The organism is Collinsella sp. LCP19S3_B6 (assembly GCF_052121815.1).
Taxonomy (GTDB): domain Bacteria; phylum Actinomycetota; class Coriobacteriia; order Coriobacteriales; family Coriobacteriaceae; genus Collinsella.
The window spans coordinates 59,905-85,579 of the sequence record NZ_JBQKDN010000011.1; the positions used below are offsets into that span (position 1 = coordinate 59,905).

Annotated in this window: 20 protein-coding genes and 2 pseudogenes; 10 read left to right on the top strand and 12 right to left on the bottom strand. The window is 58.2% G+C overall.

Translation table 11 applies throughout. The features are described from left to right. Nucleotides 1-51: 51 nt before the first annotated feature. Complete coding sequence (locus ACTQWD_RS05630) at nucleotides 52-636, bottom strand: DUF5714 domain-containing protein (protein WP_441559473.1); 585 nt, start codon at nucleotides 634-636, stop codon at nucleotides 52-54. 279 nt (nucleotides 637-915) lie between these two features. Next, a complete protein-coding gene (guaA, locus tag ACTQWD_RS05635; RefSeq protein ID WP_441559474.1) occupies nucleotides 916-1,896 on the bottom strand; it encodes a glutamine-hydrolyzing GMP synthase in 981 nt (326 codons plus the stop codon). Between the two features lie 297 nt (nucleotides 1,897-2,193). Here guaA and ACTQWD_RS05640 point away from each other — a divergent pair, with 297 nt between their 5' ends. The 5 genes from ACTQWD_RS05640 to ACTQWD_RS05660 all read left to right on the top strand — a co-directional run bounded on the left by ACTQWD_RS05640 (nucleotide 2,194) and on the right by ACTQWD_RS05660 (nucleotide 13,657). Continuing rightward, the gene (locus ACTQWD_RS05640) at nucleotides 2,194-3,198 is read left to right on the top strand and encodes a helix-turn-helix domain-containing protein (RefSeq protein WP_441540995.1); all 1,005 of its coding nucleotides are present in this window, start codon (nucleotides 2,194-2,196) and stop codon (nucleotides 3,196-3,198) included. 155 nt (nucleotides 3,199-3,353) lie between these two features. After that, complete coding sequence (locus ACTQWD_RS05645; protein WP_441559475.1) at nucleotides 3,354-7,721, top strand: hypothetical protein; 4,368 nt, start codon at nucleotides 3,354-3,356, stop codon at nucleotides 7,719-7,721. Between the two features lie 254 nt (nucleotides 7,722-7,975). Further along, nucleotides 7,976-9,973 carry a DNA gyrase/topoisomerase IV subunit B gene (locus tag ACTQWD_RS05650; RefSeq protein WP_441559476.1) on the top strand — a complete coding sequence of 666 codons (1,998 nt, stop codon included), beginning with the start codon at nucleotides 7,976-7,978 and terminating at the stop codon, nucleotides 9,971-9,973. A 45-nt stretch (nucleotides 9,974-10,018) separates the two neighbouring features. Further along, on the top strand, nucleotides 10,019-12,259 hold the full coding sequence (locus ACTQWD_RS05655; RefSeq protein WP_427794287.1) for a DNA gyrase subunit A: 2,241 nt from the start codon (nucleotides 10,019-10,021) through the stop codon (nucleotides 12,257-12,259). A 978-nt stretch (nucleotides 12,260-13,237) separates the two neighbouring features. Next, nucleotides 13,238-13,657, top strand: a complete 420-nt coding sequence (locus ACTQWD_RS05660; protein ID WP_441554634.1) for a YjdF family protein — start codon at nucleotides 13,238-13,240, stop codon at nucleotides 13,655-13,657. On the opposite strand, the gene ACTQWD_RS05665 is transcribed toward ACTQWD_RS05660, so the two are convergent. Together ACTQWD_RS05665 and ACTQWD_RS05670 are read right to left on the bottom strand one after the other, a co-directional pair. Beyond that, the gene (locus ACTQWD_RS05665) at nucleotides 13,579-14,055 is read right to left on the bottom strand and encodes a DUF4143 domain-containing protein (RefSeq protein WP_441559477.1); all 477 of its coding nucleotides are present in this window, start codon (nucleotides 14,053-14,055) and stop codon (nucleotides 13,579-13,581) included. The two genes, ACTQWD_RS05660 and ACTQWD_RS05665, sit on opposite strands and share 79 nt — an antisense overlap. Before the next feature lie 4 nt (nucleotides 14,056-14,059). Next, a complete protein-coding gene (locus ACTQWD_RS05670; RefSeq protein ID WP_441559478.1) occupies nucleotides 14,060-14,473 on the bottom strand; it encodes an AAA family ATPase in 414 nt (137 codons plus the stop codon). A gap of 355 nt (nucleotides 14,474-14,828) precedes the next feature. Here ACTQWD_RS05670 and ACTQWD_RS05675 point away from each other — a divergent pair, with 355 nt between their 5' ends. Next, nucleotides 14,829-15,407 (top strand): hypothetical protein, encoded by a 579-nt coding sequence (locus ACTQWD_RS05675; protein ID WP_441559479.1) that lies wholly within the window; start codon nucleotides 14,829-14,831, stop codon nucleotides 15,405-15,407. Here ACTQWD_RS05675 and ACTQWD_RS05680 read toward each other — a convergent pair. Next, the gene (locus tag ACTQWD_RS05680; protein ID WP_427729255.1) at nucleotides 15,373-15,642 is read right to left on the bottom strand and encodes a hypothetical protein; all 270 of its coding nucleotides are present in this window, start codon (nucleotides 15,640-15,642) and stop codon (nucleotides 15,373-15,375) included. The genes ACTQWD_RS05675 and ACTQWD_RS05680 overlap by 35 nt on opposite strands. A gap of 177 nt (nucleotides 15,643-15,819) precedes the next feature. On the opposite strand from ACTQWD_RS05680, the gene ACTQWD_RS05685 reads away from it, so the two are divergent. Further along, entirely contained in the window at nucleotides 15,820-16,611 is a 792-nt protein-coding gene (locus tag ACTQWD_RS05685; RefSeq protein WP_441559480.1) for a hypothetical protein, read from the top strand. Nucleotides 16,612-16,851: 240 nt separating this feature from the next. After that, nucleotides 16,852-17,265: a helix-turn-helix domain-containing protein gene (locus ACTQWD_RS05690; protein WP_441554639.1), complete on the top strand. Its 414-nt coding sequence runs from the start codon at nucleotides 16,852-16,854 to the stop codon at nucleotides 17,263-17,265. A 186-nt stretch (nucleotides 17,266-17,451) separates the two neighbouring features. Here the strand turns inward: ACTQWD_RS05690 and ACTQWD_RS05695 are convergent, their stop codons facing one another. Then, a complete protein-coding gene (locus tag ACTQWD_RS05695) occupies nucleotides 17,452-18,477 on the bottom strand; it encodes an alpha/beta hydrolase (protein ID WP_441554640.1) in 1,026 nt (341 codons plus the stop codon). A 2-nt stretch (nucleotides 18,478-18,479) separates the two neighbouring features. Continuing rightward, a complete protein-coding gene (locus ACTQWD_RS05700; protein WP_441559481.1) occupies nucleotides 18,480-19,244 on the bottom strand; it encodes a carboxymuconolactone decarboxylase family protein in 765 nt (254 codons plus the stop codon). 354 nt (nucleotides 19,245-19,598) lie between these two features. On the opposite strand from ACTQWD_RS05700, the gene ACTQWD_RS05705 reads away from it, so the two are divergent. Beyond that, nucleotides 19,599-20,039: a MerR family transcriptional regulator gene (locus ACTQWD_RS05705; RefSeq protein ID WP_441559482.1), complete on the top strand. Its 441-nt coding sequence runs from the start codon at nucleotides 19,599-19,601 to the stop codon at nucleotides 20,037-20,039. A gap of 84 nt (nucleotides 20,040-20,123) precedes the next feature. Here the strand turns inward: ACTQWD_RS05705 and ACTQWD_RS05710 are convergent. The 4 genes and pseudogenes from ACTQWD_RS05710 to ACTQWD_RS05725 all read right to left on the bottom strand — a co-directional run. Further along, nucleotides 20,124-20,246 (bottom strand): annotated as a pseudogene (locus tag ACTQWD_RS05710) (transposase-like zinc-binding domain-containing protein); the annotation flags it as partial. Between the two features lie 191 nt (nucleotides 20,247-20,437). Continuing rightward, nucleotides 20,438-21,820, bottom strand: coding sequence for an MATE family efflux transporter (locus tag ACTQWD_RS05715; protein ID WP_441554643.1), 1,383 nt, complete (start codon nucleotides 21,818-21,820; stop codon nucleotides 20,438-20,440). Between the two features lie 39 nt (nucleotides 21,821-21,859). Further along, entirely contained in the window at nucleotides 21,860-23,488 is a 1,629-nt protein-coding gene (locus ACTQWD_RS05720; RefSeq protein WP_441554644.1) for an amidohydrolase, read from the bottom strand. Between the two features lie 305 nt (nucleotides 23,489-23,793). Then, nucleotides 23,794-24,786: a helix-turn-helix transcriptional regulator gene (locus ACTQWD_RS05725; RefSeq protein ID WP_441554645.1), complete on the bottom strand. Its 993-nt coding sequence runs from the start codon at nucleotides 24,784-24,786 to the stop codon at nucleotides 23,794-23,796. Nucleotides 24,787-24,876: 90 nt separating this feature from the next. On the opposite strand from ACTQWD_RS05725, the gene ACTQWD_RS05730 reads away from it, so the two are divergent. Continuing rightward, nucleotides 24,877-25,068, top strand: coding sequence for a hypothetical protein (locus ACTQWD_RS05730; protein WP_441554646.1), 192 nt, complete (start codon nucleotides 24,877-24,879; stop codon nucleotides 25,066-25,068). A 99-nt stretch (nucleotides 25,069-25,167) separates the two neighbouring features. Here the strand turns inward: ACTQWD_RS05730 and ACTQWD_RS05735 are convergent. Next, a pseudogene (locus tag ACTQWD_RS05735) lies at nucleotides 25,168-25,675 on the bottom strand (amino acid:proton antiporter); the annotation flags it as partial.

Genomic DNA, 25,675 nt, shown 5'->3' on the forward strand with positions numbered 1-25,675 from the left:
GAACTGTCACTTTGTCACATCTGCCCAACCCTTATTGGGGCACCCGATTCCCTATTGGATGATAAAGGACGGATGATACGGACACTTTTCGCCCATGCACACTGTATTGACCGCATAGCTATCGCAGGTTGGCGTCTTCTCCCATGCTTTAAGCTGTGGTCCGCCGAGCGCGTTAAAAAACGAAACGGCCTCACGAATCGCCACGCGCGCATCTCGCTTGCAGCACCGTGGGCTTCCCGAGCGCGCGATGGCGGCAAGCAGCTCCGAAACCATAAGCTGCCCCTCCTGCCAGCCTTCACTGCGCAGCGGCGCATTGCCGCGCACGATTGCATATGCCATGCCCGCAGACGCAGCTGCCCCGCACACGCCCCAACGGGCACACGTCGCCCCCGGCACGCAATCCGACCGAGACATCAAATCGGCAAGATCGTCTTTGAGCATCGCATCTCGCTCCCCAGATGCTTCGGCGTTGCGCCAGCACGCAAGCAGCACCGCGCCCACAATAAAATGGTGGATGGGGCCAAAAGCCAAGCAGCGCTCATCTGCCATAACCTCTTCCAAAAGAGCCGCGGGCGCCACCGACACACTGGCCATGAGCATCTCAACAATCCAGCCTGTTTGTTCGTCTTTTGCCATGCGGCATCCTCCTCTAAAACAAATTGTGCGCGCACTCCATTATGGCCTTCTTCTGCCCGGAGCGCTCAATGCGAAACAACCTGCTTCGCTCGTGCCGCCAACAAGCCCTGCTAGTTCTCGTCGCAAACCAGCCCTGCTCAGGAGCAACACCAGAGGCGATGGCAAGCACGATGGACAGTGGCAACACCACGACGGCAGCTCTTTTCGAAAAAGAAGGCCCCGCGCAATCGCGCGAGGCCTCCCCATTCATGGAACTATGATCAAAGCAGCCCAAAAAGCTTATTCCCACTCAACGGTGCCGACGGGCTTGGGCGTGAGGTCGTAGCACACACGGCAGATGCTGGGAACCTCGGCTGTGACGCGAGCGGTAATACGCTTGAGCAGTGCCCAGTCGAGCTCAGGCACCTCGGCGGTCATCACGTCGACGGTGTTGATGCAGCGGATGATGCAGGGCCAGTCGTAGGCGCGCTTGCCCTCGCGCACGCCGGTGGCACGGAAGTCGGGCACCACGGCGAAGTACTGCCAGATGGTCAGACCTGCCTTGTCGATCTCCTCGCGCACGACGGCGTCGGCTTCGCGCAGCGCCTCAAGACGGTCGCGGGTGATGGCACCAAGGCAGCGGACGCCCAGGCCGGGACCGGGGAACGGCTGACGCTCGACCATGTTCTCGGGCAGACCGAGCTCGCGGCCCACGACGCGGACCTCGTCCTTGTACAGCAGCTTGACGGGCTCGCAAAGCTCAAACTGCAGGTCCTCGGGCAGGCCACCCACGTTGTGGTGGGCCTTCACGCCATCCTGGGACTCCAGGATGTCGGGGTAGATGGTGCCCTGGGCGAGGAAGCTGACCTCGTCGCCAACCTTGCGGGCCTCCTCCTCGAACACGCGAATGAACTCGGCGCCGATGATTTTGCGCTTGGCCTCGGGCTCCTCGACGTCCACGAGCTTATCCAAGAAGCGATCGGTCGCGTCCACATAGACCAGGTTGGCGTCCATCTGGTTCTTGAAGACGTCGACGACTTGCTCGCTCTCGCCCTTACGCATCAGGCCGTGGTTCACGTGCACGCAGATAAGCTGCTTGCCGATGGCCTTGATGAGCAGGGCCGCGACAACCGAACTGTCGACACCACCGGAAAGGGCCAGCAGGACCTTCTTGTCGCCGATCTGCTCGCGGATTGCAGCGACCTGCTCATCGATGAACACCTGGGCAAGTTCGGAAGTGGTGATACGCACCATGTCGTCGGGACGCTTGTTGGAATCCATGCAAAGCTCCTTTTCGGTTCGATGGGAATGCGTCACACGTATGCAAACGCACCGTCATATGACCTCATTATATGCAGAACGAGATGTGTTTCCCATCGCTGCGACAAAGCTTTTTGCAGGGGTGGCAATTTTTCCTACTGTCGAGGTCAGCTAGGCTTCGGTAGCCACCTTGGCAGCATCGCCAATAGACTCTTCCTTTATACGTTCTGCGTAATCGTATGCCATACCCGCAAATCCCAGTCCCGAGTAACAGGAGTACAATTGCTGCTATTGTTGCCAGCTGTTGGGAGATGGAAGATGGACTGCGATGGCTACCCATGCGTTCCCATGCCGTTGATGTGCACCGCCTTTGTGCCGGGGCAGATTGACGCTGCGGTTGCAGGCATTTCCGACCCCGATTCGCGCGCCATTGCCACGGCAGAAGCGCTGTACTTTCGCGGACAGGCCACCCTCGCTGCCAAGACGGCGCGCCCCTATCTTGACGCCACCGACCCCGCACTGCGCTATTCCGCATGCTTTATCTGCGGATACGCCAGTCTGTCGCTCAACCGTATCGCCGATGCCCGCCGGTGCCTTACTGGCATCCTCGATACGCCGGCCGACGAGGAATCGCCTGCCGTCCACGCCATGCACATCCTGTTCGCCTCGGCCGCGAGCGTCCTGCTGCACTTGCCTTCCCCGTATTCCGCCGAAGAGTTTTATCCGCTTGCGGCGCATTTGCCCGAAGGCCTGCGCCTGTTCGCCAGCTACGTGATGGCGCACGCCTTGTATCTGCGCGGCGAATACGGCCGCAGCCTGGGCATGGTGGAAAATGCCCTGATCATGAAACAGGGAAGCTATCCCATCTCGGAACTGTTCCTGCACCTGGCGGCTTCCATGGCATGCATGAGCCTCAAGGACATCGACGCCGCAAAGGCACATTTCGGAGCCGCTTGGGACATTGCGCGCCCCGACGGCCTTATCGAGCTCATTGGCGAGCACCACGGCCTTTTACAGGGGCTCATCGAGGCGTGCCTAAAAGCGCAATACCCTGACGATTTCGCACGCATCATCGAGATTACGTATCGATTCAGCTACGGCTGGCGGCGCATCCACAACCCCGATTCGGGCGAGGACGTGGCCGACGATTTAACGACCACGGAGTTCACCATGGCCATGCTCGCCTGCCGCGGATGGACCAACGCCGAAATCGCACGCCACATGGAAGTATCGCCGGGCACTGTTAAAAACCGCCTATCAGGAGTGTATGCCAAGCTTGGTATCGGAACTCGCGCCGAGCTGGTCGCGCATATGTTGCGTTAGCGACCGGGCTGCCAAGCGCATCGAACGCGTTCCGGAACCCGGCGCTTCGCTCGATCAATTTGGACATTTTGACCCTTGAACGGCACTACCGCCACGGGGCACCTTCTCGCAAAATAGGATTATTTCCTCCGTTATTTGCGGGATGGGAGCCCAAAATGCTTGATCGTCGTTCGCTACTTATCGCCGGAGCATCCTCGCTGGCAGGCATCATGCTGCCTCGCGTGCCGAGCAGCGCAAACGCCTTCATACTGCCATTCGCCCCCACCGAGGCCTATGCCGACGAAGAAGACCCCTTCAAGGTGCTCGTTCTCTCGCGCACCATGTTTGGTGTGGTCGTGGTCGACGTCGCCAACAAGAATATGCCCATCAAGGGAGCCCAGGTCACGCTCGCGTCGCGTTATGCCGCGGGCAAGCAGATCTCCGCCACTACCGACGACGAGGGCACGGCCATCTTTGAGGTCGCGCCGCTTTCGGAAGGCTACGTGGACGAGGCAACGCTTCTCGACGCGTACGACTTTAACGGTGGCATCTCCATCAGCATGGCGGGCTACCGTGATGTCGAGATCCCCCTCACGCGCATCCAGGGCGGCACCGCCATTACCGCGCCCACACGTCCGCTTTCCGACGGTGAGCCGTACTTTCGCCAGCTTACGTTCGACGAGTGGGACATCCAGTACGCCGACGCCACGTTCATGGCACTGCCGAAGGACGACGCCGGAAACGACCAACCCGACACGCACGCCTTTACCGTGCAGGCACATCTGCCACAGGGTGGACAGGCAACGCTGTGCATCAACAAGGTAATGCCCGCCACGAGCAGCTCATCCGAAACCGTCACGCAAATTGGCCAAGTCAAGGCCAGTGCATCGGGTTCGGATAATCTGGCAACGTTCACACTCGAAGACACGTTCCTCGATACAGCTTCGGGCCTTCTGGAGGAAGGATGCAAGCTGCGCTTTGTCCTCGACTATCAGGGCAAGACCTATACACTCTCCTCCCCCATGGCCGTTGTCACCGCGCCGGCCGCAAAGGCAGAATCGGGCTCGACCACTATCGTCCCCACCACCATGGACCAAGAGATTACTCCGTTTGATTTCCCGGCGGCGTTTCCCGGCATCGGCGGCAATAAGTTCACGTGCTGGATGCCCTCGTTCCCCATTTTGTTCGATTTCTCTTTTGCCGGATACGTGCTGTTTGGCGGAGGATACAAACCGGTCGGCTACATGAACGATTCGGGCAATCCGGATCCGGAGTACTGGAAGAAGTCACCGCGCGAGTCGGGCGCCAAGCAGGCAAACCGCTACCTCGACGAGATGGAGGGGAAGTGGAATCAGTACAAAAGTATGAGTGCCGGTTCGGGCACCGATCCAAGGAACACTAAGCTGCTTCGTCACCACTGCACGCCGCGTTTTACGATGGATATCGCCACACAGCTGTACGGATCGCTCGCCTACGACTGGGTGGGCAAAACCTGGGGTGACAACAACGACCCCGCATTTGGCAATATTAAGGCCCTCTTCCAGGTAAGAACCGACCTCAATTGGACCGAGCAGTTTACCCTAGGACCGGTGCCGTTTTTCCTAAACGTCAACCCCTGGGTGCTGGCGAAGCTGGCGCTCGCCGTGGGTGCCCACACGCACGGCAGCGGCGCGGCGTTTTTTAAAAACATTTCGCTCGACTATTCAAACACCTCGGGCTCGTTCACCATCCAGATCGGGCTTGCCGTCACCTTTGGCGCCGGCGTTGCAGGCGTCGCTTCGTCTGCCGTGCGCGGCGCCGCATCCCTCACGCTGTTCATTGGGTACGAGAAGGCAGATGGACACCAGCTTCCGCGACTGCGCGTAGGTGCAGACGTCGATGTCGATGTGATACTCCAGTTCGTAATGTTCAAGTGGACCACCAAGGCTTGGTCGGGGTCGTGGCCCACACTCCTCGATTCGTGGAATATGTCGGTGAACAATGGCAACCAGTATGTGCTCCAGCGCTCTGAGCTCGCATTGGGTGGAGATACGCCTTACACGTTGGATGCCCGCTTCGGCACGGCCGGCAACGCCGAGGCAGGCGGCGTGCCGCAATTTATCGCATCGGCCACCATCGTCACCAACGCCGAGCTGCTCGCACGCGCCGAGGTTAAGGCCACTGCCGTAAACGTCGCGCCTGTCGTGCGCGATTGGGATCAAGCGGTCACGAGCATTGAGCTCGAGGCGGATGCAGAAAGCGACGACACGGGACAGATCGAGCATTTCGTCCATACACTGATAGAGAACGACGAAAACGCCGCACCGATGTATGAGTACACCTATATCGGGCAGGCGAAGGACGCCGCTGCGGACCCCAACGCCAATTCTGCTGGTGTATCGGAGGACGAGCGTGGCGGCATCAAGCCCTCGAGCGACAACGTGCTGTTTGCTGGCGTGCTCAGCGAAGCCCACATGAAGCTGGCAATGATTGCCGGCGTAGAATGTCTGTTCCGTATCGCCTCGGTGCGCTACGGCGACAATGGCCGCTCGCGCCTGGTGGTGCACACAAAGGCAAACGGCACGTGGTCCGCTCCCACTCCCGTGGACTTTCCCCTTGGGTTTGGCGAGGGCGACGTGGAGCGCGACGGCATATTCGATTACGACTTCGACGTGGTGGAATATACGGACGGAAGAGGAAACCAGGACGCCTACGTGCTGCTGATCTCGGGCGAGCGCCCCGCCGGTGACAACACCCTTTTCGATACGGCAAGCACAGCCGGCATACTGTCCGTCGTGCGCCTGCGCATAAGTAATAGCGAAGTTCGCGTGGTGTCGTATACGTCGTGGCGCAGCATCTCGCACGGCCGCCTTCAGGAGGATGGCTACCATTGTCTGCAGTGCCCGCGTATCACGGTGGGCAAGACGCTCGTCGACGGGCGCCTGTCGGGTGCCTACCTCCACCGCCGCGGAACCACCGCAGAAAAGGCGCTCGGCAGCGAGGCCGAGGTTGTGCTGGAATGCTTTACCTTGTGGTCGGATGATTTGGGCGACAGTCTCACGTTCCGTCAGGTCCTCCGCTTTCCGCAAGCACCGTCGAGTATCGAGCTGGGCAAGCCCGAGAATATCAACGGCAAAATGGTGGTGTCCGTTGCGTACGAGACCGCAGACGGTTGCGGCTGCGCATCGTACGCCGTGATCGGCCAGTCCATTGCGTGCTGGGACGTTATGTCACCAGACGCTACGGTACCTCATGCGGTGCCATGGCCACAACATTCGGGCTTTTTGGCAACCGTCAACGAGCAACTGCAGCATATTACTTGGACGCGAGGCGCATCGGCATTTGCAACGCAGCCCGTGGGTGCCGCAGGCTGTGGCCCGGCATCGTTTAGCGTAAGCAACAACGGCAGGTGCGTGCTCTATGTAGAGAACACCGATGGCAAGGTGGGACAAACCTACGACGAAGAAGGCAACCCGGTAGCAGTGATGGGCAAGCACTTCCGCATCTTCGCCAGCACCTTGGCAGGCGATCTGTTCACGGAGCCGTTCGTGATGTGCGAGCTGGACCATCCCGTCGATCAGATAACGACATTTTTGACGTCGGGAGGCATGCTCTCCGCACTCGCCACGCACATTGTGAGCGCGGAGAAGAGCGAGGCAGAGCTGCACGGCATCGAAGTGCCCTTGGTGGCGTGTGCCACTCCGACGGGCGCGGTCGCTACCTCGGGCGCGGTGGTACCCGGAGCAGCAGGCGAATCCTTCATGGTCACGGTGCGAAACGACGGCAACACCTTGCTGACCGCCGGCACGATCGATCTGTACCGAGAGGGCTCCAGCCAGCCGTTCTCCAGCGCATCCATCGGATTCGGACTGAACGCACGCATGGTTTCGATCTACGATCCAGAGCTTGCCGAGGATGCTTCGGCCAAAGACATGGCACACGTGAAGTACGCGCTCGAGACGCTGGGCGCACGTTTTGCAACGCACCCGCTGGTAGCCGACAACGGCAACGCCGTGCTGGCACCGGGTTGCACGGCACAATTCCGCATGAGCTTCGCCATCCCCGAGAGTTGGAGCGACGAAGTGGGCAAACGTGTAACGCTGTATGCGAAGGCGCATAATCTGGTGGCGCTCGATCCCGTAACGCTCGAGGAAATTCGACCGGGTGCAAACTCGGCGCTGGGTGCCGTCCTGCACGAGCTTCATGTGCCCGACGCGGCATGCGAACGCTCCGAAGTTCAGGTCGGCGTATGCGACAGCGCGGATACGACGGGGCTTCACGATGCACCGATGACGGCGGACGACGGTGGCGGCTCGAGTGGCGGCGGTACTGACAAGGGCGGCGGCTCCGGCGGAAGCAGCTCCAGCAGCGGCAAGGACCACAACAATAGCAAGCGCCCCGGAAAAGCGGGCGCGCTTGCGGGCACGGGCGATACATGCGCTCCCCTTACGGCAGCCGCTGCAGCACTCGCCGCGGCAGGCGCCGGCCTCGTCGCCTACAGCGCCCGCCGCACGGCGCTCGAAGCCGATACCGCCAATGAGGTCAATTCGGATAGGCCCCGCTAGCTCCTAGTTACTTTTGTGAGAGACGCCGACTCGGCTCATTCGTCATCGCTATGCGGACATTACAACTTCGGTTCGCTATTCAAACTTACTCGCACAAAACCGACTCGGTTTTGTGCGAGTAGACGAATCCCCATCGAACTCCGAACGATTGTTCGATGGATTTCGTGTTGGTTGGAATCGCCCAAGGGCTGGGCTATGCTACCTTGACTATCTATATGACTAAAACGTGGCAAAGGAGCATCGAGAGAGCGAGCATGGCAAAAAACACCGCAAACTATGGTAACGACAGTATTCGTCAGCTCAAGGACGAGGAGCGCGTACGCCTGCGCCCTGCCGTCATCTTTGGCTCGGACGGGCTCGACGGCTGCGCGCATGCCGCCTTCGAGATCCTGTCCAACGCCGTTGACGAGGCGCGCCAGGGCTACGGCAAGCTCATCACCCTTACCGCCTTTCGCGATGGCTCCATTCAGGTAGAGGACAACGGCCGCGGCTGCCCGCTTGACTGGAACCCCTCCGAGAAGCGCTTTAACTGGGAACTCGTCTTTTGCGAGCTTTACGCCGGCGGTAAGTACAACAACAACCAGGGTGGCGACTACGACTTCTCGCTCGGCACCAACGGCCTGGGCTCGTGCGCAACCCAGTACGCCTCCGAATACATGGACGTCACGGTTTGGCGCGACGGCAACAAGTACTCCCTGCACTTTAAGAAGGGCAAGGTCGTCGGCGCCAAAAAGAAAGCACTCGAGGTTGAGCCCAGCGACGAGGACCGCACCGGTACCACTATCAAGTGGCGCCCCGATCTTGAGGTCTTTACCTCCATCAGCATCCCCCACGAATGGTATCGCGAGACCATGCGCCGCCAGGCCGTGGTCAACGCCAACGTGACCTTCCGGCTGCGCATCGAGGGCGACGACGGCGAGTTTTCCGAAGAGGACTTCTGCTATCCCAAGGGCATCGAGGACTACGTGCTCGAGAAGGTCGGTGCCGACTACCTTACCGATCCCTTCTTTATCGAGGCCGACCGTCGCGGTCGCGATCGCGAGGATCTGCCCGATTACAACGTAAAAATCACTGCTTGCATGTGCTTCTCGCGCACTTTCACGATGCAGGAGTACTACCACAACTCCTCCTGGCTCGAGAACGGTGGCTCGCCGGAGAAGGCGGCCCGCAGCGCCCTGACCAGCGCCATCGATGCTTACATTAAGCAACAGGGCAAGTACAACAAAAACGAGAGCGGCATCAAATGGCAGGACGTCCAGGACTGTCTGGTGCTGGTGACCAACTGCTTCTCCACCCAGACGTCCTACGAAAACCAGACTAAGAAGGCCATCAACAACCGCTTTATCCAGCAGGCCATGACGGCATTCTTTAAGGAGCGCCTCTCGACCTACTTGATCGAGAACAAAGATGCCGCCAACAAGATCATGGAGCAGGTGCTCATCAACAAGCGCTCGCGCGAGAATGCCGAGAAGACGCGCCAGAGCATCAAGACCAACCTGCAGCAGAAGACCGACATGGCCAACCGCGTGCAGAAATTCATCGACTGCCGCTCCAAGGACAAGAGCCGCCGCGAGATCTACATCGTAGAGGGCGACTCGGCAGCAGGCGCCATTCGCACCTCGCGCGATGCCGAGTTCCAGGGCGTTATGCCCGTCCGAGGCAAGATCCTCAACTGCCTAAAGGAGGACTATCCGCGTATCTTTAAGTCCGACATCATCATGGACCTCATGCGCGTGCTGGGCTGTGGCGTGGAGATCAAGGACAAGCGCATCAAGAACCTCGGCGCCTTTGACCTGGACAACCTCAACTGGAACAAGGTCATCATCTGTACGGACGCCGACGTCGACGGTTATCACATCCGTACGCTCGTGCTCACCATGCTCTATCGCCTGGTGCCCACGCTTATCGACGAAGGCTACGTATATATCGCCGAGTCGCCGCTCTACGAGATCAACTGCAAAGAAAAGACCTACTTTGCCTATACCGAGCTCGAGAAGAACGGCATTCTTAAGGAGATCGGCGACCAGAAGTGCTCCATCAACCGCTCCAAGGGTCTTGGTGAGAACGACCCGGACATGATGTGGCTCACCACCATGAATCCCGAGACGCGTCGTCTGATCAAGGTGGAGTCCGAAGACGTCACCAAGATGGAGACCATGTTCAACCTTCTGCTGGGCAGCGACGAGGCGGGCCGCAAGCGCCATATCTCGGAGCACGGCAAGGAATACCTGGACCAGCTGGACCTGCAGTAGCAGCAAATCGATAACGACGGCCCATAAGAAGTTCAAGAGGAAATCGTGGCAAAGAAGAAGACGAAGAACCAGCCAAAGAAAAAGCAGGTCAACGCCGAGAACGTCATCGGCCTGCACTCCGAGGTCACCAATCAGCCGATCACGCAGACGCTCGAGGTCAACTACATGCCCTACGCCATGAGCGTCAACGTCTCGCGTGCGTTCCCCGAGATCGACGGTTTTAAGCCCTCGCACCGCAAGCTGCTCTACACCATGTACAAGATGGGCTTGCTCAAAGGTGAGCGCCAGAAGAGCGCTAACATCGTGGGTCAAACCATGAAGCTCAACCCGCACGGCGACGCCGCAATCTACGAGACGATGGTGCGCTTGGCCACCGGCAACGAGGCGCTGCTCGCCCCCTTCGTGGAGTCGAAGGGCAACTTTGGCAAGTACTATTCGGGCGACCTGAGCTACGCCGCCTCGCGTTACACCGAGGCCAAGCTCTCCCCCATCAGTGCCGAGATCTTCAAAGACATCGACAAGGACCCGGTCGACTTTGTCGACAGCTACGACGGCGCCATGAAGGAGCCGCGCCTGTTGCCCACCACGTTCCCCAACATCCTTGTCTCGGCCAACAAGGGCATCGGCGTCGCCATGGCGTCTGACATCTGCGGCTTCAACCTCAACGAGGTCTGCACCGCCACCATGCACTACCTGCAGGATCCCAACTGCGACCTGCTCGAGTACATGCCCATGCCCGACTTCTCGACCGGCGGTGAGATTATCTACCGCCGCGAGGAGATGGAAAAGATTATCGAGACCGGCCTTGGCAGCTTCCAGATCCGCTCCCGCTGGCGCTGGATTCCCGAAGAGCGCATTATCGAGGTCTACGAGATCCCCTACACCACCAAGACCGATGTCATCATCGATCGCATCGTCAAGCTCTCCAAAGAAGGCAAGGTTAAGGAGATCGCTGACATCCGCGACGAGACCGACCTCTCGGGCCTGCGCATCGCCATCGACCTTAAGCGCGGTGTCGACCCCGACAAGCTCATGGCCAAGCTCTATCGCTCGACTACGCTGCAGGATTCGTTCTCATGCAACTTTAACGTGTTGGTCGATGGTTACCCCCGCGTTATGGGCGTACGCCAGATCCTGCACGAGTGGGTCAAGTGGCGTATTGAGTCCACGCGTCGCCGCATTAACTTTGACTTGGGCAAAAAGTCCGAGCGCCTGCACCTGCTGCACGGTCTTGAGGCGATCTTGCTCGACATAGACAAGGCCATCGCCATCATCCGTGGCACCAAGCTCGAGGCCGAGGTCGTGCCCAACCTTATGAAGGGTTTCGACATCGACGAGACCCAGGCCGAGTTTGTTGCCGAGCTTAAGCTCCGCAACATCAACGAGGAGTACATCCTCAACCGTACCAAGGACATCGCTAAGCTTGAGGGCGAGATTGCCGAGCTAGAGGAGATCCTCTCCAGCGAGGACAACATCAAGAAGGTCATCAGCGACGAGCTGGCCGCGGTCAACAAAAAGTACGTGATGCCGCGCCGCACGGGCAGGATTGAGCCCCATGAGGTTATCGAGGTAAGCCTGGAGCCCGAGGTCGAGGAATATCCGGTTACCATCATGCTCTCGCGCGAGGGCTATCTCAAAAAGATGACCGACCGCGTGCTCAAGAAGGCGGCCACGCTCAAGTACAAAGACGGCGACAAACCCTTTATCGAGTTCCCGTCCTCCAACACCCACGAGCTGCTGGTCTTTACCAACAAGAGCCAGGTGTACAAGTGCAAGGTCGCAGCGTTTGAGGACACCAAGTCGGCCCAGCTGGGCTCGTACCTGCCCACCGATCTTGAGATGGAACCCGACGAGAGCGTGATCTGGGTCATCGACCCCGAGGACTACAAGGCCGACGTGCTGTTCGTCTTTGAGAACGGCCGCGTGGTGCGCGTCGCGCTTTCTGGATACGTTACCAAGACCAACCGCAAGCGCCTCAAGAACGCCATCTACGGCGGCAGCAAACTGCTGTATGCACAGGTGCTCAAGGAGGACCGCGACATCGCGCTGGTCTCGAGCGACTACCGCTTGATGAACTTCAACACGTCGCTGCTCAAGACCAAGACGACCACCAACACGCAGGGCGTCCAGGCCTTTACCGCCAAGAAGGGTCGCTCGGTCACCACCGTCGGCACGACCGAGGAAATCCTTGGCGCCGGCGTCTCGGCCGAGAAGTTCACCGCGCAGAGTCTACCCTCCGCCGGTGCCCTCATGAAAGAAAACGACATGCCGAGTTTGTTTGACTAGGACGACGGCAGCCAAACCGTCATGGTTTTACAAAGCAGCGGGGCCCGGAGCGCAGCAACATCGCGCTCCGGGCCCCATGCATTACAGCAGTATCATCCCTATAGACAAAATGTCGCATAAAGCGGAACAGGCATAAGCCCATCATTCATTCCAAAGGGCACGGCGGACAGCCTTTAGAGGTTCGATATCGACGAAAACGCCCGCTTTGAAACTCAAGTGCCTTTTCGTGTGCGAGCCGCCAGCTGCAATAGGAAGCGAATCAACGCAGGCGCCTTTCAAGCAGTTTGCAAAACTGCAGGTCGCAGGCCTTCATTGCTAGTAGGGGAAATGAGTAGTCTCAGGTGGCTTGCCCATGAGTTAGCGAGCAGGTTGGGGCTTTGTTGTTGGCGCAATCACTTCGTGCGCACTCGAAAGGTCTGTTTAACAAAAGACTAATCGGATGCGACTGGCCGCCCATACGGCGACGACGTTTCCCGTGCGAGCACAAACGGCCCTGCGTGCCCTATCGAGCGATATCCCCGTATGACGCTCAGAACTCCTGCTCGCCGAGCAGTCACCTCGCGAGATCCAGCACGAGAACGCCCTCCCGGGTATAAGGCCCGCGCCTCGTGCGGGCGATGAGGACCTTCGTGAATGCATCCCTGATGGACAGAAGCGACGAGAGCCCCTTCTCGAGCGTCGACTCAGAGCTAACGACGTCTCTTGCTTAAACTCTCCTTCGCGGTTTCGAAACTCAAGGTCTTTTAAAGTTTCGAAACCGAGAAGACGATATGCGCAAGGGCGCGTCGGGTGGTAAGCCCCAACCATGTCATGTCGCCAGCGATGAAGGGCACGTCTGCGCGTGCTACAATCCAACTACCAGAGATAAAAACACAGTCCCCGTCGGGTAGTCGTGGGCGTGCGGGGGTCCGCATCAGTAACCTGCCTCCTTGGTTGTCCCTTCTCTGCATGGTCATCTACATAAAGGAGGAACCAACCATGCAGATCAGTGTGTCGTCCACCCTGACCGTATATCACGACGGCCAATTCTGGGTCGGGCTGACGGAGCATGTCGAGGACGGCAGATACGGCGTCGCCCGCATCGTCTTCGGCGCGGAGCCGTCCGATGAGGAGATCCTGCAATTCGTTGTCGGCAAATGGGAGAAGCTCTCGTTCTTCGGCGACAAGGCCACTGAGACAAGCAAGCCCGCGAAGAACCCCAAGCGGCGTGCTCGCGAGGCAGCGAAAGCCCTTAAACGGCCCGCGGTGAGCACCAAGGCACAACAGGCGCTCGCGGCACAGCGGGAAGCGATGAAGCGGGAGTCGGCTCAAGCAAGAAGTCAGCGTCGCGCGGATGAGGCGGAGGCGCGCTTCGAGCAGCGGAAGTTGAAGCGCAAGCAGAAGCATCGTGGGCATTGATTGCCATTTGCAGCAAGGCATTCCAGCTTTCCAATGCGTCCAACGCTGACCTTGTAACCCCGCACGCGAGCGTAGCGATAGACGATGTTCTCGAGGACAGGCCCGTAGTTGATGCGGTTGTCTGTATTGAGGACGAAGTAGAAGCTCAGGTCTGCCAGGTAGTACTTCTGCTCACCCCTTAGCGATTTTCGCGACTTAAGGTCAAAGCGGGCACACTTGCTGACGACCTCCGCGTCCTCGAAGGTTTGGAGGTATCGCGCAAGCGTCTCGCGTTTGATTTTCACGCCCCGCTTGCTCTCGAGGTCGGACTGGATGTTACTAAGCGACATGATGGCGCCGAAGTTGTTGATGACGTATTCGCGCACCTGGTTGAACACGGAGACGTTCTTGATCTTCACGTGCCTACGGACGTCCTTTTCGAAGATCTCTTGGATTACCGCCGTGACGTAAGCGCGCTTGTCGGCGAGCCCGGGGTAATCCATTGCCTTCGGGAAGCCCCCCCCCGAGGATGTAGGCATCGAATTCCGCGACCGGGTTCGGGCTCACGAGCAGTCCCAAGAAGCGCTTCATCTGGCAATACTCGCCAAAGTCCAGCGTCTGCATCTCGAATTCGATGTAGCACCCGGTTAGCTTCGTAGCCAGTTCGCCCGAGAGCAGGTAGGAGTTCGACCCGGTGATGAAGATGGAGAAGCCACCTTCGGTGCGGAACTCGTTGAGGACGTCCTCGAAGCCCTCGACGTTTTGCACCTCGTTGATGAAAAGGTACTCCGTCCCCGAGATAGCGAGCTGGGGCTCGATGAGGGCCCCGGGGCGCACCTTGAACCTCTTCCTGCCCTATGCGTCGAGCGCATCGGCGACGCCGCGCGCATTTTGGAGGCCCAGAACGAGGTCCTCTACGCTGAGGAGTGGAAGTTATCAGAGATTCCTGTAGTCGGAACCATGCAGGCCGACTGAGGGGCGGTCGCGATTCACCCTTTCACGTGCTTCAACGCCTCCTGCGCTTTATGTGGCCGTGAGATAATGAGTGGCGAAAAGGAGTGCGAGCATCTGCGGGCTATTATGCGAGGTGTCGGCGGCATCGCAAGCGGAATCGCCGACGGTTCTTTCATGCCTCAACTAGAAAGAGTCAGATCCGCGAGTAACCGCAGGCAAACCGAGAAAGGCGGGATGAATGAACGACAAGGATCTCGGCCTGCCAAGGCCGAAGAAATACGAGGGTGAGCAGTTCACTGTCGAAGATTACGAGACGGAAGAATACGCGGAGGCGCGGACGCTCGAGGAGGCCATCGCTATCCGGGGTGCTAAGGCGTTCCTCAGGGATGTGACTCCGGACGATTTCCTGGACGACGCTCCGCTGGGCGTCAAGAAGATCGGAATAGCGGACCTTTGGTCCGAATCCACCTGGGAGGAAGGCGAAACCGAGCGCGACGTGGACCTCGAGAGGTCGGCGGCCTCTCTCAAGGAGGGCGACCTTCTCGAGGTGCGTCCGTGCTCGGAGGACATCAGCGAATGGGGCTACAGGTTCCACCTGGCCGATGGATCCACAGTTCCCTACGAGCCCTACCACGATTACGACGACCAGCTATTCCAGAAAGCTCTCGAAAACCTTAACGGCGGCGAATGGCTCGCATGCCGCGTCAGAGAAGTATCCTGCTTCGGAGAAGACGGCATCGAAGACGATCCCGAGTTCTGCTGGCGAGTCTACTCATGCAAGGTCACGGTGTGTCGCGGCGGCTCGACGAGGGCGTAGCCCAGGTTAGCGCCGAGGCATCCCGAAGAGATCGTCTGGGCCCTTTCTTGCGCGTTGCGCGCTTTCCGGACAGTGGCACCTCGCCGAACCCGTTGAAGATCTCCATGACCAGGGCGAGCTGCCTTTGGAGGTCCGCATCAAGCTCATCGGCGTCGCACACGGCGAGGAGCCGCTCCGAAAGCCCTTTCATGGAATCGCGCAGCACCCGCTGCGTCCGCGCAACAGGCTGTTCCATCTTGGACCTCCTGTCTATTCGCACGAATATATACGCTGATATTCCCGAGAATAATCGTACGTATCCGTACTTCAATAGAATCGCGTACAAACTCGTACGCTGATAGAATGACGCCAATTAAATACGCATGAGGGCAAGTGCACATACGCAGCAGGAAACCAAAGAACGGAGGGGCCGGTGCGTGGATTCGATAATGACGTGTTCAGCTTCAGCATAGGCGGGTTTTTTCAGGGGCACTCCTCCTTTGAGATCAGCAAAGACGGAGAGGCTTACTCTTTCCGCCACAGCCAGTCGCATCTTTTGGAGCAGGGAGAGAACCAGGGGATATTGGACAAGACGCAAGTCGATGCGCTCATGGCATTCCTCCGCGATCTTGGCACCGACGATTGGTTCACCTACTACGATTCACCGGTGCTCGACGGCGAACAATGGAGCCTCTTCGATGGGCACGGCTCGCACGGGGGCTCTAATGCATATCCCAAAGGTTTCGAAAAACTATTGAAGTATTTGGCAGACGAATTCGGCTGCGAGGAGATGAGACCGGAGACCGGCGAAACCTACGATGGCCCGACCGAGACGGAAGGCCTCGCGATGCTGGCTTTTTACAATCTGCCGAGTGCCGAAGGGGTCGGCCAAGGGCTCGAAGACGGTAAGGCTGACGGCGATCACAAGAAGTGGCTGCAAGCCATAAGGGATGCAAAGCGCGATTTTCTGCACGACGTATACGCCTTCGCGGAAGCATATCCCGAATACAAATGCTATGGCGATATTCTGGCGCAACATGGGTTGGAACTCGATATCGAACAGATCGTAAACCAGGACGTTTCCAAAGCAGATGCGAAGCTGGTCGTGGCCTCGATGATTGCAATCGCGAGATCCGATCGCTGGTGCGAGCGCGTCGATTTCGGAAGATGCGTCGAGAACGGCACTTTCGCGCTTTGGACAAAAAGACTTCGCGAGCTTTTGTAAAGGCTCACAGAAGGCTTGGATTTGTCCCCAATCCCCTACGGTAGATAATGCGGGCCCATGGCGTCCGTAGGTAACAAGTAGCCACTGTAGGCAGCTGCACCATCCTGGTTTAACCGCTCATTCATAAAGTTTGGCACAATCGTGTGCACAGATCCCTCCATGCACATTCGTGCCGTCAATGGAATCGCGTACATTTGCGTACGCTGATAAAATGACGCCAATGAATCTACAGGAGGGCACATGGCGACAGGCGACAACATTCGGCGGCACCGCAAGGCGAAGGGGCTGACGCAGGCCCAGCTCGCCGATGCCGTGGGGCTCACCGAGGGCGCGATCAGGCACTACGAGAGCGGCATACGCGCGGTGAAGTCCGAATTGCTGGAGGAGATCGCGAAGGAGCTCGAGGTCTCCGTAGGCGCGCTCAAGGACTACGGAGTCGAGACGTCACGCGACCTCATGGCCCTGCTGCTGCAGCTGGAAGAGAGCTACGGCCTCGTGCCCAGCGAGGACGGCATGGGCCTGGCGGTCGACCCCAAGGCGCCGTATGCCCCAAAGCTCTCGCAGTCAATCAAGTCCAGGGCGAAAAAGCGCAAAGAGCTCGAGCACGGCGAAGTCGACGAGACCGCTTACGCCGACTGGAAGGCCTCTTTCTGACATTTCCTCAGGTAAATTAATGCTTTCTTGCGAACAGCCTCCTGTTTTTTCGGAGGCTGTTCCATTATTCCCGTATGAAATCGGCGCCCAGGAAGAACCGTTAGGGGAATAATTGCATGCTCGAATACGGCAAGGTTCGCGGCGTCATTCGACGGCATTCGGGGTTACCGAACCTGCGGAAACCGATTATCGCGTTTTATTATTCCCGTTTGCTGACCTGGGCAAATGCAATTGACGAGGGCTTGTATCTACTTCCTCAAAGAATGCCTTCAGCTTTCCAAACGGAATGATGTCCATCTGATCGTAAAGGTCGGTGTGGCTGGCACCGGGGATAATGAGCAATTCCTTGTTGTCCCCGGTCAGCTTGCCGTACGCGGCTTCGCTGAAATAGCGGGAGTGCGCCTTCTCGCCATGCACCAGCAATACAGCAGAGCGGATTTCGCTGCTATATTGCAAAATCGGCATATTCAAAAACGACAGCGAGGACGTCACATTCCAGCCGCCGTTGGAGTTCAAGCTGCGGGGATGGTAGCCTCGCGGAGTCTTGTAGTAGGCGTAATAGTCCGCCACAAACTGCGGCGCGTCCTCCGGCAGCGGATCGGCCACGCCGCCCGCCAGCGCATAGCTGCCGTTTTTATAGTCCTCGGTGCGCTGCGCGTTCAGCGCTTTCCGCTTTTCAAAGCGCGCCTGCTCGGAATCCTCGGCGTCAAAATAGCCGTTTGCGGTCACGCGGGTCATGTCGTACATGGTCATAGCCGCGGCAGCTTTGATACGGGTGTCGATGGCCGCCGCATTGACTGCCATGCCGCCCCATCCGCAGATACCGATGATGCCGATGCGCTCCGGATCGACGCTTTCCTGCACAGAAAGGAAGTCCACCGCTGCGCAGAAGTCCTCTGTGTTGATGTCCGGCGATGCTACATAGCGAGGCGTGCCGCCGCTCTCGCCGGTATAGGACGGGTCGAAAGCGATTGCGAAAAAGCCCAGCTCCGCCATCTTCTGCGCGTACAGACCGGAGGACTGCTCCTTCACCGCGCCAAACGGACCGCTGACGGCTATAGCGGGCAGCTTGCCTTCCGCGTTCTTCGGCACGTAGACGTCGGCAGCCAGCGCGATGCCGTATCGGTTGTGGAAGGTCGCCTTGCTGTGTTCAACCTTGTCGTTTTTGGGGAAGACCTTGTCCCATTCCTGCGTCAGTTTCAGCTGCTCCATGCCTAAGCCTCCTTGTCGGTCGCTTTAAGGTATTGCTCGTCGTCCACAGGCTCCAGCCATTCGCTAGAGGCCTCCTCGCCCGGAACCTCCACCGCGAGATGGGAGAACCAGCTGTCGGACGCGGCTCCGTGCCAGTGCTTTACGCCCGCGGGAATATTTACCACGTCGCCAGGGCGCAGCTCCTGTGCCGGTTTGCCCCATTCCTGGTAACGCCCTCGACCGGCCACGCAGACGAGGATCTGTCCCCCACCGCTCTTGGCGTGATGGATGTGCCAGTTGTTGCGGCAGCCGGGCTCGAACGTCACGTTGTAGACGCCGACCTGCTCGGTGGAAAGGGGCGCGAGGTAGCTTTGCCCGATAAAGTACTTCGCAAATGCGTCGTTGGGGGCACCGACGGGAAAGGCCATTTCGTTTTGATGCTTAGCTCTTGCGTCGGCGGCATCGCTATCCGCCCAGACCTCCTTCGCCATGCGGAAGGCCGCCCACGCCTTGGGCCATCCCGCGTAAAACGCCGCGTGCGTAAGGATTTCCGCTATCTCCGCCCTGGTCACCCCGTTGTTCTTTGCGGACATCAGATGATACTGGAACGAAGAGTCCGTCAGCCCCTGCGCCATCAGGGCCACCACCGTCACCACGCTGCGGTCTCGAAGGGAGAGCCCGTCTTCTCGGCTCCACACCTCGCCGAACAGCACATCGTCATTGAGCTGTGCGAATTTGGGGGCAAAGTCCCCCAGGGTATCTCTGCCCGCTGTCTGCTTAATCGTCATGTTTGATTCCTCCTGTCGATGGTTTTGAGTGCAAAACTGCTTCCGCGCAGCTGAGCCGCGCCTAGACTCCCATGCCCATTCGTTGCGCTTGCTCAAGTGCGGGATGTCCGGCGATATCGCCCACACCGTTCACGCCGCCGGCGAAAACCGTTCCGGCAAGCGCGCGCCTTTGGCGAAATCATCCGCCAGCGTCTCGGAATTGCCATTCTTTCGAGGACTTGAAGAGACCATCAAAACCGTTTTGCTCATTACGGAATACCCCTTGAACTCGCGATTCATATTGACGAGAATGAAGGTAATACCTAAACCTGACTTTAGGTCAAGGAGTGAATTCGAGATTTGTCCGGAGGGACCATGTACACAATCGGACAGGTAGCGGAGATGTTCGGTCTGCCCGTTTCCACGCTGCGGTATTACGACAAGCAGGGGCTGTTCCCAGGATTGGAGCGGGCGTCGGGCATTCGCCGATTCGGCGATACGGAACTCGAGGAGCTTCGAGTCATCGAATGCCTGAAGAAGGCGGGGATGGAGATCAAGGACATCCGGCTGTTCATGGAATGGTGCGCGGAGGGCCCGTCGACATATCCCAAGCGCAAGGCCATGTTCAAAGAGCGAAAGGCCCACATGGAGTCGGAGATCGCGAAGATGAACCGCGCGCTGGACATGCTGAGGTTCAAATGCTGGTACTATGAGCAGGCGATCCAAGATGGCAACGAGGATAGGGTGAAGGTGCTGATTCCCGACAATTTGCCGGAGGAGATTAAAGGTGCCTACGAGAACGCCCACGCTCGATAATGCCATCTGCCTGAAATGGTCCGCGGTCAAGCAACGTGATCGAGGGAGGGGTGAACAGCGTCCCCGCCGACACCTTGTCGCGGTGTCGTCGCACCTCACCGTCGTCGACGCGCCGCGGGCCGTGCGCCTCCACCGCTGGGACCCCGATGAGGTCCTGCCGTTGCGCTTGGCCCGACCGCCGCAGTAAGGGCAATAGCCGGCCTTCATGGACACCTCCTCCGAAAGGGTATTTAACGGTTCCGGAAAAGGTTATATACCTGAGGGAACGATAGGCAACAGTACACACATTCTGTCCGAGCAGTTAAAAGCGGGCACGAAATTCAAACGGCTGAAAAAGGGGCATCGGCCTGCGCCGATACCCCCAACGTGGACACACATTATGTCCTATAAGCCCTAGACTACGCCATGAACCCATTCAGGCGCTTTTGTTCCTTTGCAGCAAGTGCGATGGAAACCAGGCCGGTAATGGCATCGGCTGCAACCAAGGCAATCCAAACGCCCTGCGCACCCATCATACCGCCAAGCAAGTACATGAGCGGCACGGAACAAATCACGTAACGGAGCAGGCCGCAGAACGTAGCGACGCCGACCTTTTCGACCGCCTGATAGTATATGGACATGGTCATCGCAAGGTACCCAAGCGCGACGGCCAGGACTACGATACGTGTAGCGCTGGCAGCGACCTCGACAAGTGCCGGGTCGGAACCCGCGAAGAACGCACAGACCGGCGTTGCAGCCGCCCACAGGACAGCAGTGACCATAAGCAGCACACCAATCTGATACTTGAGTGTGCAGGAGAGCGTCTCCTTGAGTCGAGCCCAGGCCTTGGCGCCGGCATTGAAAGCAGCGATGGGCTGCAGACCATAGGAGAAGCACTGGGCGACCATCATGGTGATGTAGAGAATGTAGCCGTTGATTACGCCGAAGGCAGCGATGTAGAGCGAACCCATGTCACCGCCAAGCGTGCCGAGCAGCGAGTTGGCAACGGTATTGAAGACAAATGTCGCACCCTGGACCAGGAAGAACGGGAAGCCGATCTTAACGATCTGCCCGCAGATACCCATGTCGAGTTTGAGATCGACCAGGTTGATCTGGAGCTGAGACTTCTTGCCACCAACATACCAGAAGATGCCGATGGCCCAGATACCAATGGACAGGCCATAGTACACGCCGGCACCCATGACGCCGAGCTTGAGTACGAAAGTCGAGAGCGCAAGCCAGCAAATGGCAACGATGGCAGATACGGTCATGAGATTTGCCGAGACCTGGACCTTCTCATCGACGCGCATAACGGCGGTGACCATCTGGCCGATGACTGTGAGCGGTAATAGCACGGCGAACGTGCGCACGCCGGCGACCGTGTCAGCCATGATATCGGGCGTTGCGCCAAAGAATGCACAGATGGGCTCGGTGAGGGCTGCCATCACGACGGCGAGCAGGACCGAAACAATCGTCGTGAGCCAGAAACCCTGGCTAAATGCCTTACTCGCCCCCTTGATGTCGCCGGCGCCGAGCAGGTTGCCCACGACGGCCGGTACGCCCGTACCGAAGAGGTTGCCGAAGGCCAGATTGATGTACTCGACAGACATGATGATCGAGACGCAAGCAAGACCGTGAGAGCCCAGGCCCCAGCCCATCACGAGACCCTCGAGCACGACCATAATGATCTGCGCGAGCATGCCCTGACCGGTCACAATTGTGTAGCGGCGCACGAGTTCTGGAATCGGCTTTGAGGCGAGCTCGTGCTCCTCCCCAACGACAGCGGCTGTTTCTTCTGCCATGGTTCTCCCCTTTCCTTGAGAGATTGAAAGACTGTGGGGCTACTTCTCGTAGACGACCTTACCGGCGACCACCGTAAGCTCAGCTGTGGCGCCGAGAACGTCTGCCGGCTCGCAGGTAAAGAGATTGCGGTCGAGTACGCAGATGTCGGCTTGCTTGCCGCAGGCGAGTGTGCCGATGCGGTCCTCAGCATGCATAGCATAGGCGCCGCCGTAGGTGTATGCGCGCAGGGCCTCGGCCATAGTGATTCGCTCCTCAGGGAACCAACCCTCAGGATTAGATCCATCCTCGAGCATGCGATAGACCGCTCCATAGACTTCCTCCATAGGCTCAAGCCCCACGACCGGGAAGTCGGAGCCCAGATGCACGCAGGCACCGCTCGCAAGCAAGCTATGAATTGGCCACGAGAGCGCCGCGCGCTCGGGACCAACGGCGTCGTCCTTTGCCAAGTCGGCCATATCAAGCAGCATATGCCACGGCTGCATAGCCGGACAAACGCCGAGTTCCGCATAGCGCGGCAAATCCTCAGGTTGAACAGTCTCGTTGTGCTCCATGGAGTGACGACAGCCCATAAGACCGTAACGCTTCTCACCCTCCTCGAAGCAGTCGAGGATAAAGCGTACGGAACGATCGCCTATGGCATGGATGCGCGTGTCGACACCCCACTCAAGCGCTTTAAGGATGGCTTTGCGCACGCGCTCTGGTTCCTCAGCCGGCTCGCCACAGGTCTCGGGAGCATTAGCATAGGGCTCGAGCATCCAAGCAGTATGATCGGAGCACACGCCGTCAATGAACTGCTTAAAGCCATGCCACTCGACTTGCGTGCCCGGGAAGTCGTATTTCGCCCGAATCTCCTCGAGCGTCATGGTCTCGTTCTCAAAAAGGTCTGTGTACATGAACACGCGCAACGGATGTTCGCCCTTGCGGTTGAGTTCCGCGAGGAATTTATAGGGGTTATCCATGCTCACAAAAGTGGGGTTAACCATGCCGACTGTCGTAATACCGAGAGCGTTGGCGCGATGCGCGGTCTTTGCTAAGGAAGCACTAGCCACCTCGGGGGCAGGATTGTATACCTCATCCATGAAAAGGGCTCCCGCGTTGTTCGAGAAGACCCCAGTGGGGTTGCCAGCTTCATCCCTAAGAATCTTGCCGCCTGATGGGTCTGGCGTTTCAGCAGTAACGCCGATTTTCTCGATTGCGCAGGTGTTGGCACTAAACGTGTGCATGTCAACCTGCTGCAAAAAGACCGGACGGTCCGAAATGTACTCATCGATCATTGCCGCCGTAGGCATCTCGGGCACGTCCCACTGGAACTGGATAACCTGACAGCCCACGATCCACTCGTTGTTCGGGTGGTCTTCGGCAAACGCCTGCACGCGTTCCATACACTGCTCGAAGCTTGTGCAATCGATGAGATTGACGGAGAAATCGGGATCGGACAAAAAGGCGCCCTGGACATAGTGAGTGTGCGAATCGATGATGCCAGGCATGACGAGCTTATCGCCATAGTCGCGCACCTCGGTATCGGACCCGATAAAAGCGTCGAGGTACTTATCTTCGCCGCACGCAACAATTCTGTCACCCGCGATAGCAACGCCGCCCTTGAACGGTGCCAGCCCGTCACCAGTGAACACAGCATTACTTTTGATGACTAAATCCGCTTTGTCCATATGAGCCTCCTCAGACGTTACAGGACAATGGATAAGCGCCACAATACGTCGCGCCCAATCGGTGAGGGAGCATTTGCCGCCCCCCGTGACACGTGCCTACAGGCAGTTGGGCGTCTGTCCAGCGCCCTACGCCCCGCGTCAACACCCATTGACGCACCTCCAGCACAAGCTGACAAGATGGAGCCGAGCGAACGGACGGATTAAGCAGGTTTACACGTCTGAACAGGTATTTTATTGTCTAAGTTTATTGTCGCTTCTTTACGCCGAGCGGTCTGCGATACACCATCAGCCGGACCGCTCCAGCCTCACGAGCGCCAGAATGCCTCAATCAAGTCGTCACGCGCCTTGACTTCGCTCTTTACATAGATGCGATGCAGGTGAGCCTTGACGGTACCCGGACTAATCACAAGTTCATTAGCAATCTTTTGGACATCGAGTCCACGCAATACGAGTGTAAGCACTTCCTGTTCGCGCTTTGAAAGCCCATACTCGTCCGAGAAAATCACAACTCGCGAGACAAGGTCCTCCCGTGCATCACGGCGCTCTGTCGCTACCTCTTCATCGGCACGAGGATGACGCGAGAACGCACGTAAGATATGGCTGAACTGTTTAAATAGCTGAACGGCTGCAGCCACAAACAATAAATTCTCTGAGATATTCCGCTCGCTCAGATACCATAAAAAGGCGCTCACCATCACGTTGTCAACGTCAGGCGTGCAGAATAGGATCATATAGGTATCCTCGATAACCACCATCACGGTAAGCACGCAGGCTATGCGAAAGAACGTCCGAGAGCGCTCAAGATCGAGCCGCTCAGCTCTATTCTCCGTCTTGCGATAGCGGGCGTAAGCATATACCAAGCAGAATGCCATTCCCAAATCGCGCGCAAGCCAAAAAAGATATTGCTGAATCTGGCCCGCAAAGCCAGTACGAGGCACCAGAGCAAGCTGAAGCACGGCGATCGGTACGACATATGCGGCAACTCGCTTAACGGTCACCTCGTCGTGCAAGCGAAACATTACCCAAAGCCATACGCACGCAAGAATCGCCACGCCCAGCGCACAGCGCAGCAACGGGTGTTGAAGCGGCTCATTAAACGTCACCGTATAGTCATATTTGAGCCGGTTGTACTCATCAAAGAAGATCACCGACATATCGATGATATAGAGAAGGAAACCCGCGGCCGCCGCCAAACAATCGCGTCGACGAGTCATGAGCCATATTACGAGCGCAGTTGATGCCGTCACCAATCCAACGCCCATGACAAGAATCGTGTAGATAAAAAATGCGAAGCTCATACGACCCTCATTCCCCGCACAACCCACTTGATTCCATAATACGGTTGTGGTAAAAAAATCCAACGAATGCCAAGATCGAAAGGAAATACCATGGTGCCAATTGCACCGTTCAAGATTATTGTCGCGCCTGCCGCCAAGGCCATCGCCAAAATCGGTTCAACCATGACCTACGATAACGTTCTTTGCATCGTTGATGAGCGCAACGACAGCTGCCCTTACCTGGGACACGTCCCCTACTTTGCGCCTAAGCTCACCTCTTCACTCGACCAGCGCAACCATTAGCATAACCTTCACGATTGCCGTAGTAATCCTCGCAACAATTTATTAACTTGGAAGCAGCCCCGGTTTTAGCCCCGTGCCGGTGGGCCAAGCCCCTCACGGTTAGCGTTTTCTATACACGCCAACGCCGGGATTATCGACGCTGCGGCCGCGGCGCGATATGAGGCGCGAGACCTCGCCCAACAGCACACCGATTACCACGCCCACGAGAATCGGCAACTTTGCCATCTCGGCGGGTGAGCTGTTGAGCGGCACAATCGTGGCGACAATCGAAAGCACAAGCTCCGCCACGGGAATCGCAAGTGCCACCGCGAGCACCTTGCCCTCGAAGGGCGCGCGGAACACGCGCGGGCGATCGTCGTATCTGCGCAGGCGCCAAAACGCCGGGAACATCGGAATATAGCTCATAAGCAGGAAGACGACGTTCATCGAGAAGAAAACCCAAAAGACGTCGGAGCCCTCGCCCAGCGGAATCTGAAGCAGCAGCACCAGGCTGGCGAAACAACCGTTAATGAGTGCCGAGCCATTGGGCATGCCGGTCCTCTTGGACACCAGCGCAAAGGGACGCGGCATATTGCCGTGACGCGCGGCATAGCTCGCCACGTTGTTG

Coding starts and splice junctions, on each gene's coding strand:
- ACTQWD_RS05630 (WP_441559473.1), bottom strand. CDS start 636: ATGGCAAAAGACGAACAAACAGGCTGGATTGTTGAGATGCTCATGGCC.
- ACTQWD_RS05700 (WP_441559481.1), bottom strand. CDS start 19,244: ATGACGATTAAGCAGACAGCGGGCAGAGATACCCTGGGGGACTTTGCC.
- ACTQWD_RS05660 (WP_441554634.1), top strand. CDS start 13,238: ATGCAGATCAGTGTGTCGTCCACCCTGACCGTATATCACGACGGCCAA.
- ACTQWD_RS05725 (WP_441554645.1), bottom strand. CDS start 24,786: ATGAGCTTCGCATTTTTTATCTACACGATTCTTGTCATGGGCGTTGGA.
- ACTQWD_RS05650 (WP_441559476.1), top strand. CDS start 7,976: ATGGCAAAAAACACCGCAAACTATGGTAACGACAGTATTCGTCAGCTC.
- ACTQWD_RS05640 (WP_441540995.1), top strand. CDS start 2,194: ATGGACTGCGATGGCTACCCATGCGTTCCCATGCCGTTGATGTGCACC.
- ACTQWD_RS05715 (WP_441554643.1), bottom strand. CDS start 21,820: ATGGCAGAAGAAACAGCCGCTGTCGTTGGGGAGGAGCACGAGCTCGCC.
- ACTQWD_RS05730 (WP_441554646.1), top strand. CDS start 24,877: ATGGTGCCAATTGCACCGTTCAAGATTATTGTCGCGCCTGCCGCCAAG.
- ACTQWD_RS05675 (WP_441559479.1), top strand. CDS start 14,829: ATGAACGACAAGGATCTCGGCCTGCCAAGGCCGAAGAAATACGAGGGT.
- ACTQWD_RS05690 (WP_441554639.1), top strand. CDS start 16,852: ATGGCGACAGGCGACAACATTCGGCGGCACCGCAAGGCGAAGGGGCTG.
- guaA (WP_441559474.1), bottom strand. CDS start 1,896: ATGGATTCCAACAAGCGTCCCGACGACATGGTGCGTATCACCACTTCC.
- ACTQWD_RS05680 (WP_427729255.1), bottom strand. CDS start 15,642: ATGGAACAGCCTGTTGCGCGGACGCAGCGGGTGCTGCGCGATTCCATG.
- ACTQWD_RS05705 (WP_441559482.1), top strand. CDS start 19,599: ATGTACACAATCGGACAGGTAGCGGAGATGTTCGGTCTGCCCGTTTCC.
- ACTQWD_RS05645 (WP_441559475.1), top strand. CDS start 3,354: ATGCTTGATCGTCGTTCGCTACTTATCGCCGGAGCATCCTCGCTGGCA.
- ACTQWD_RS05695 (WP_441554640.1), bottom strand. CDS start 18,477: ATGGAGCAGCTGAAACTGACGCAGGAATGGGACAAGGTCTTCCCCAAA.
- ACTQWD_RS05720 (WP_441554644.1), bottom strand. CDS start 23,488: ATGGACAAAGCGGATTTAGTCATCAAAAGTAATGCTGTGTTCACTGGT.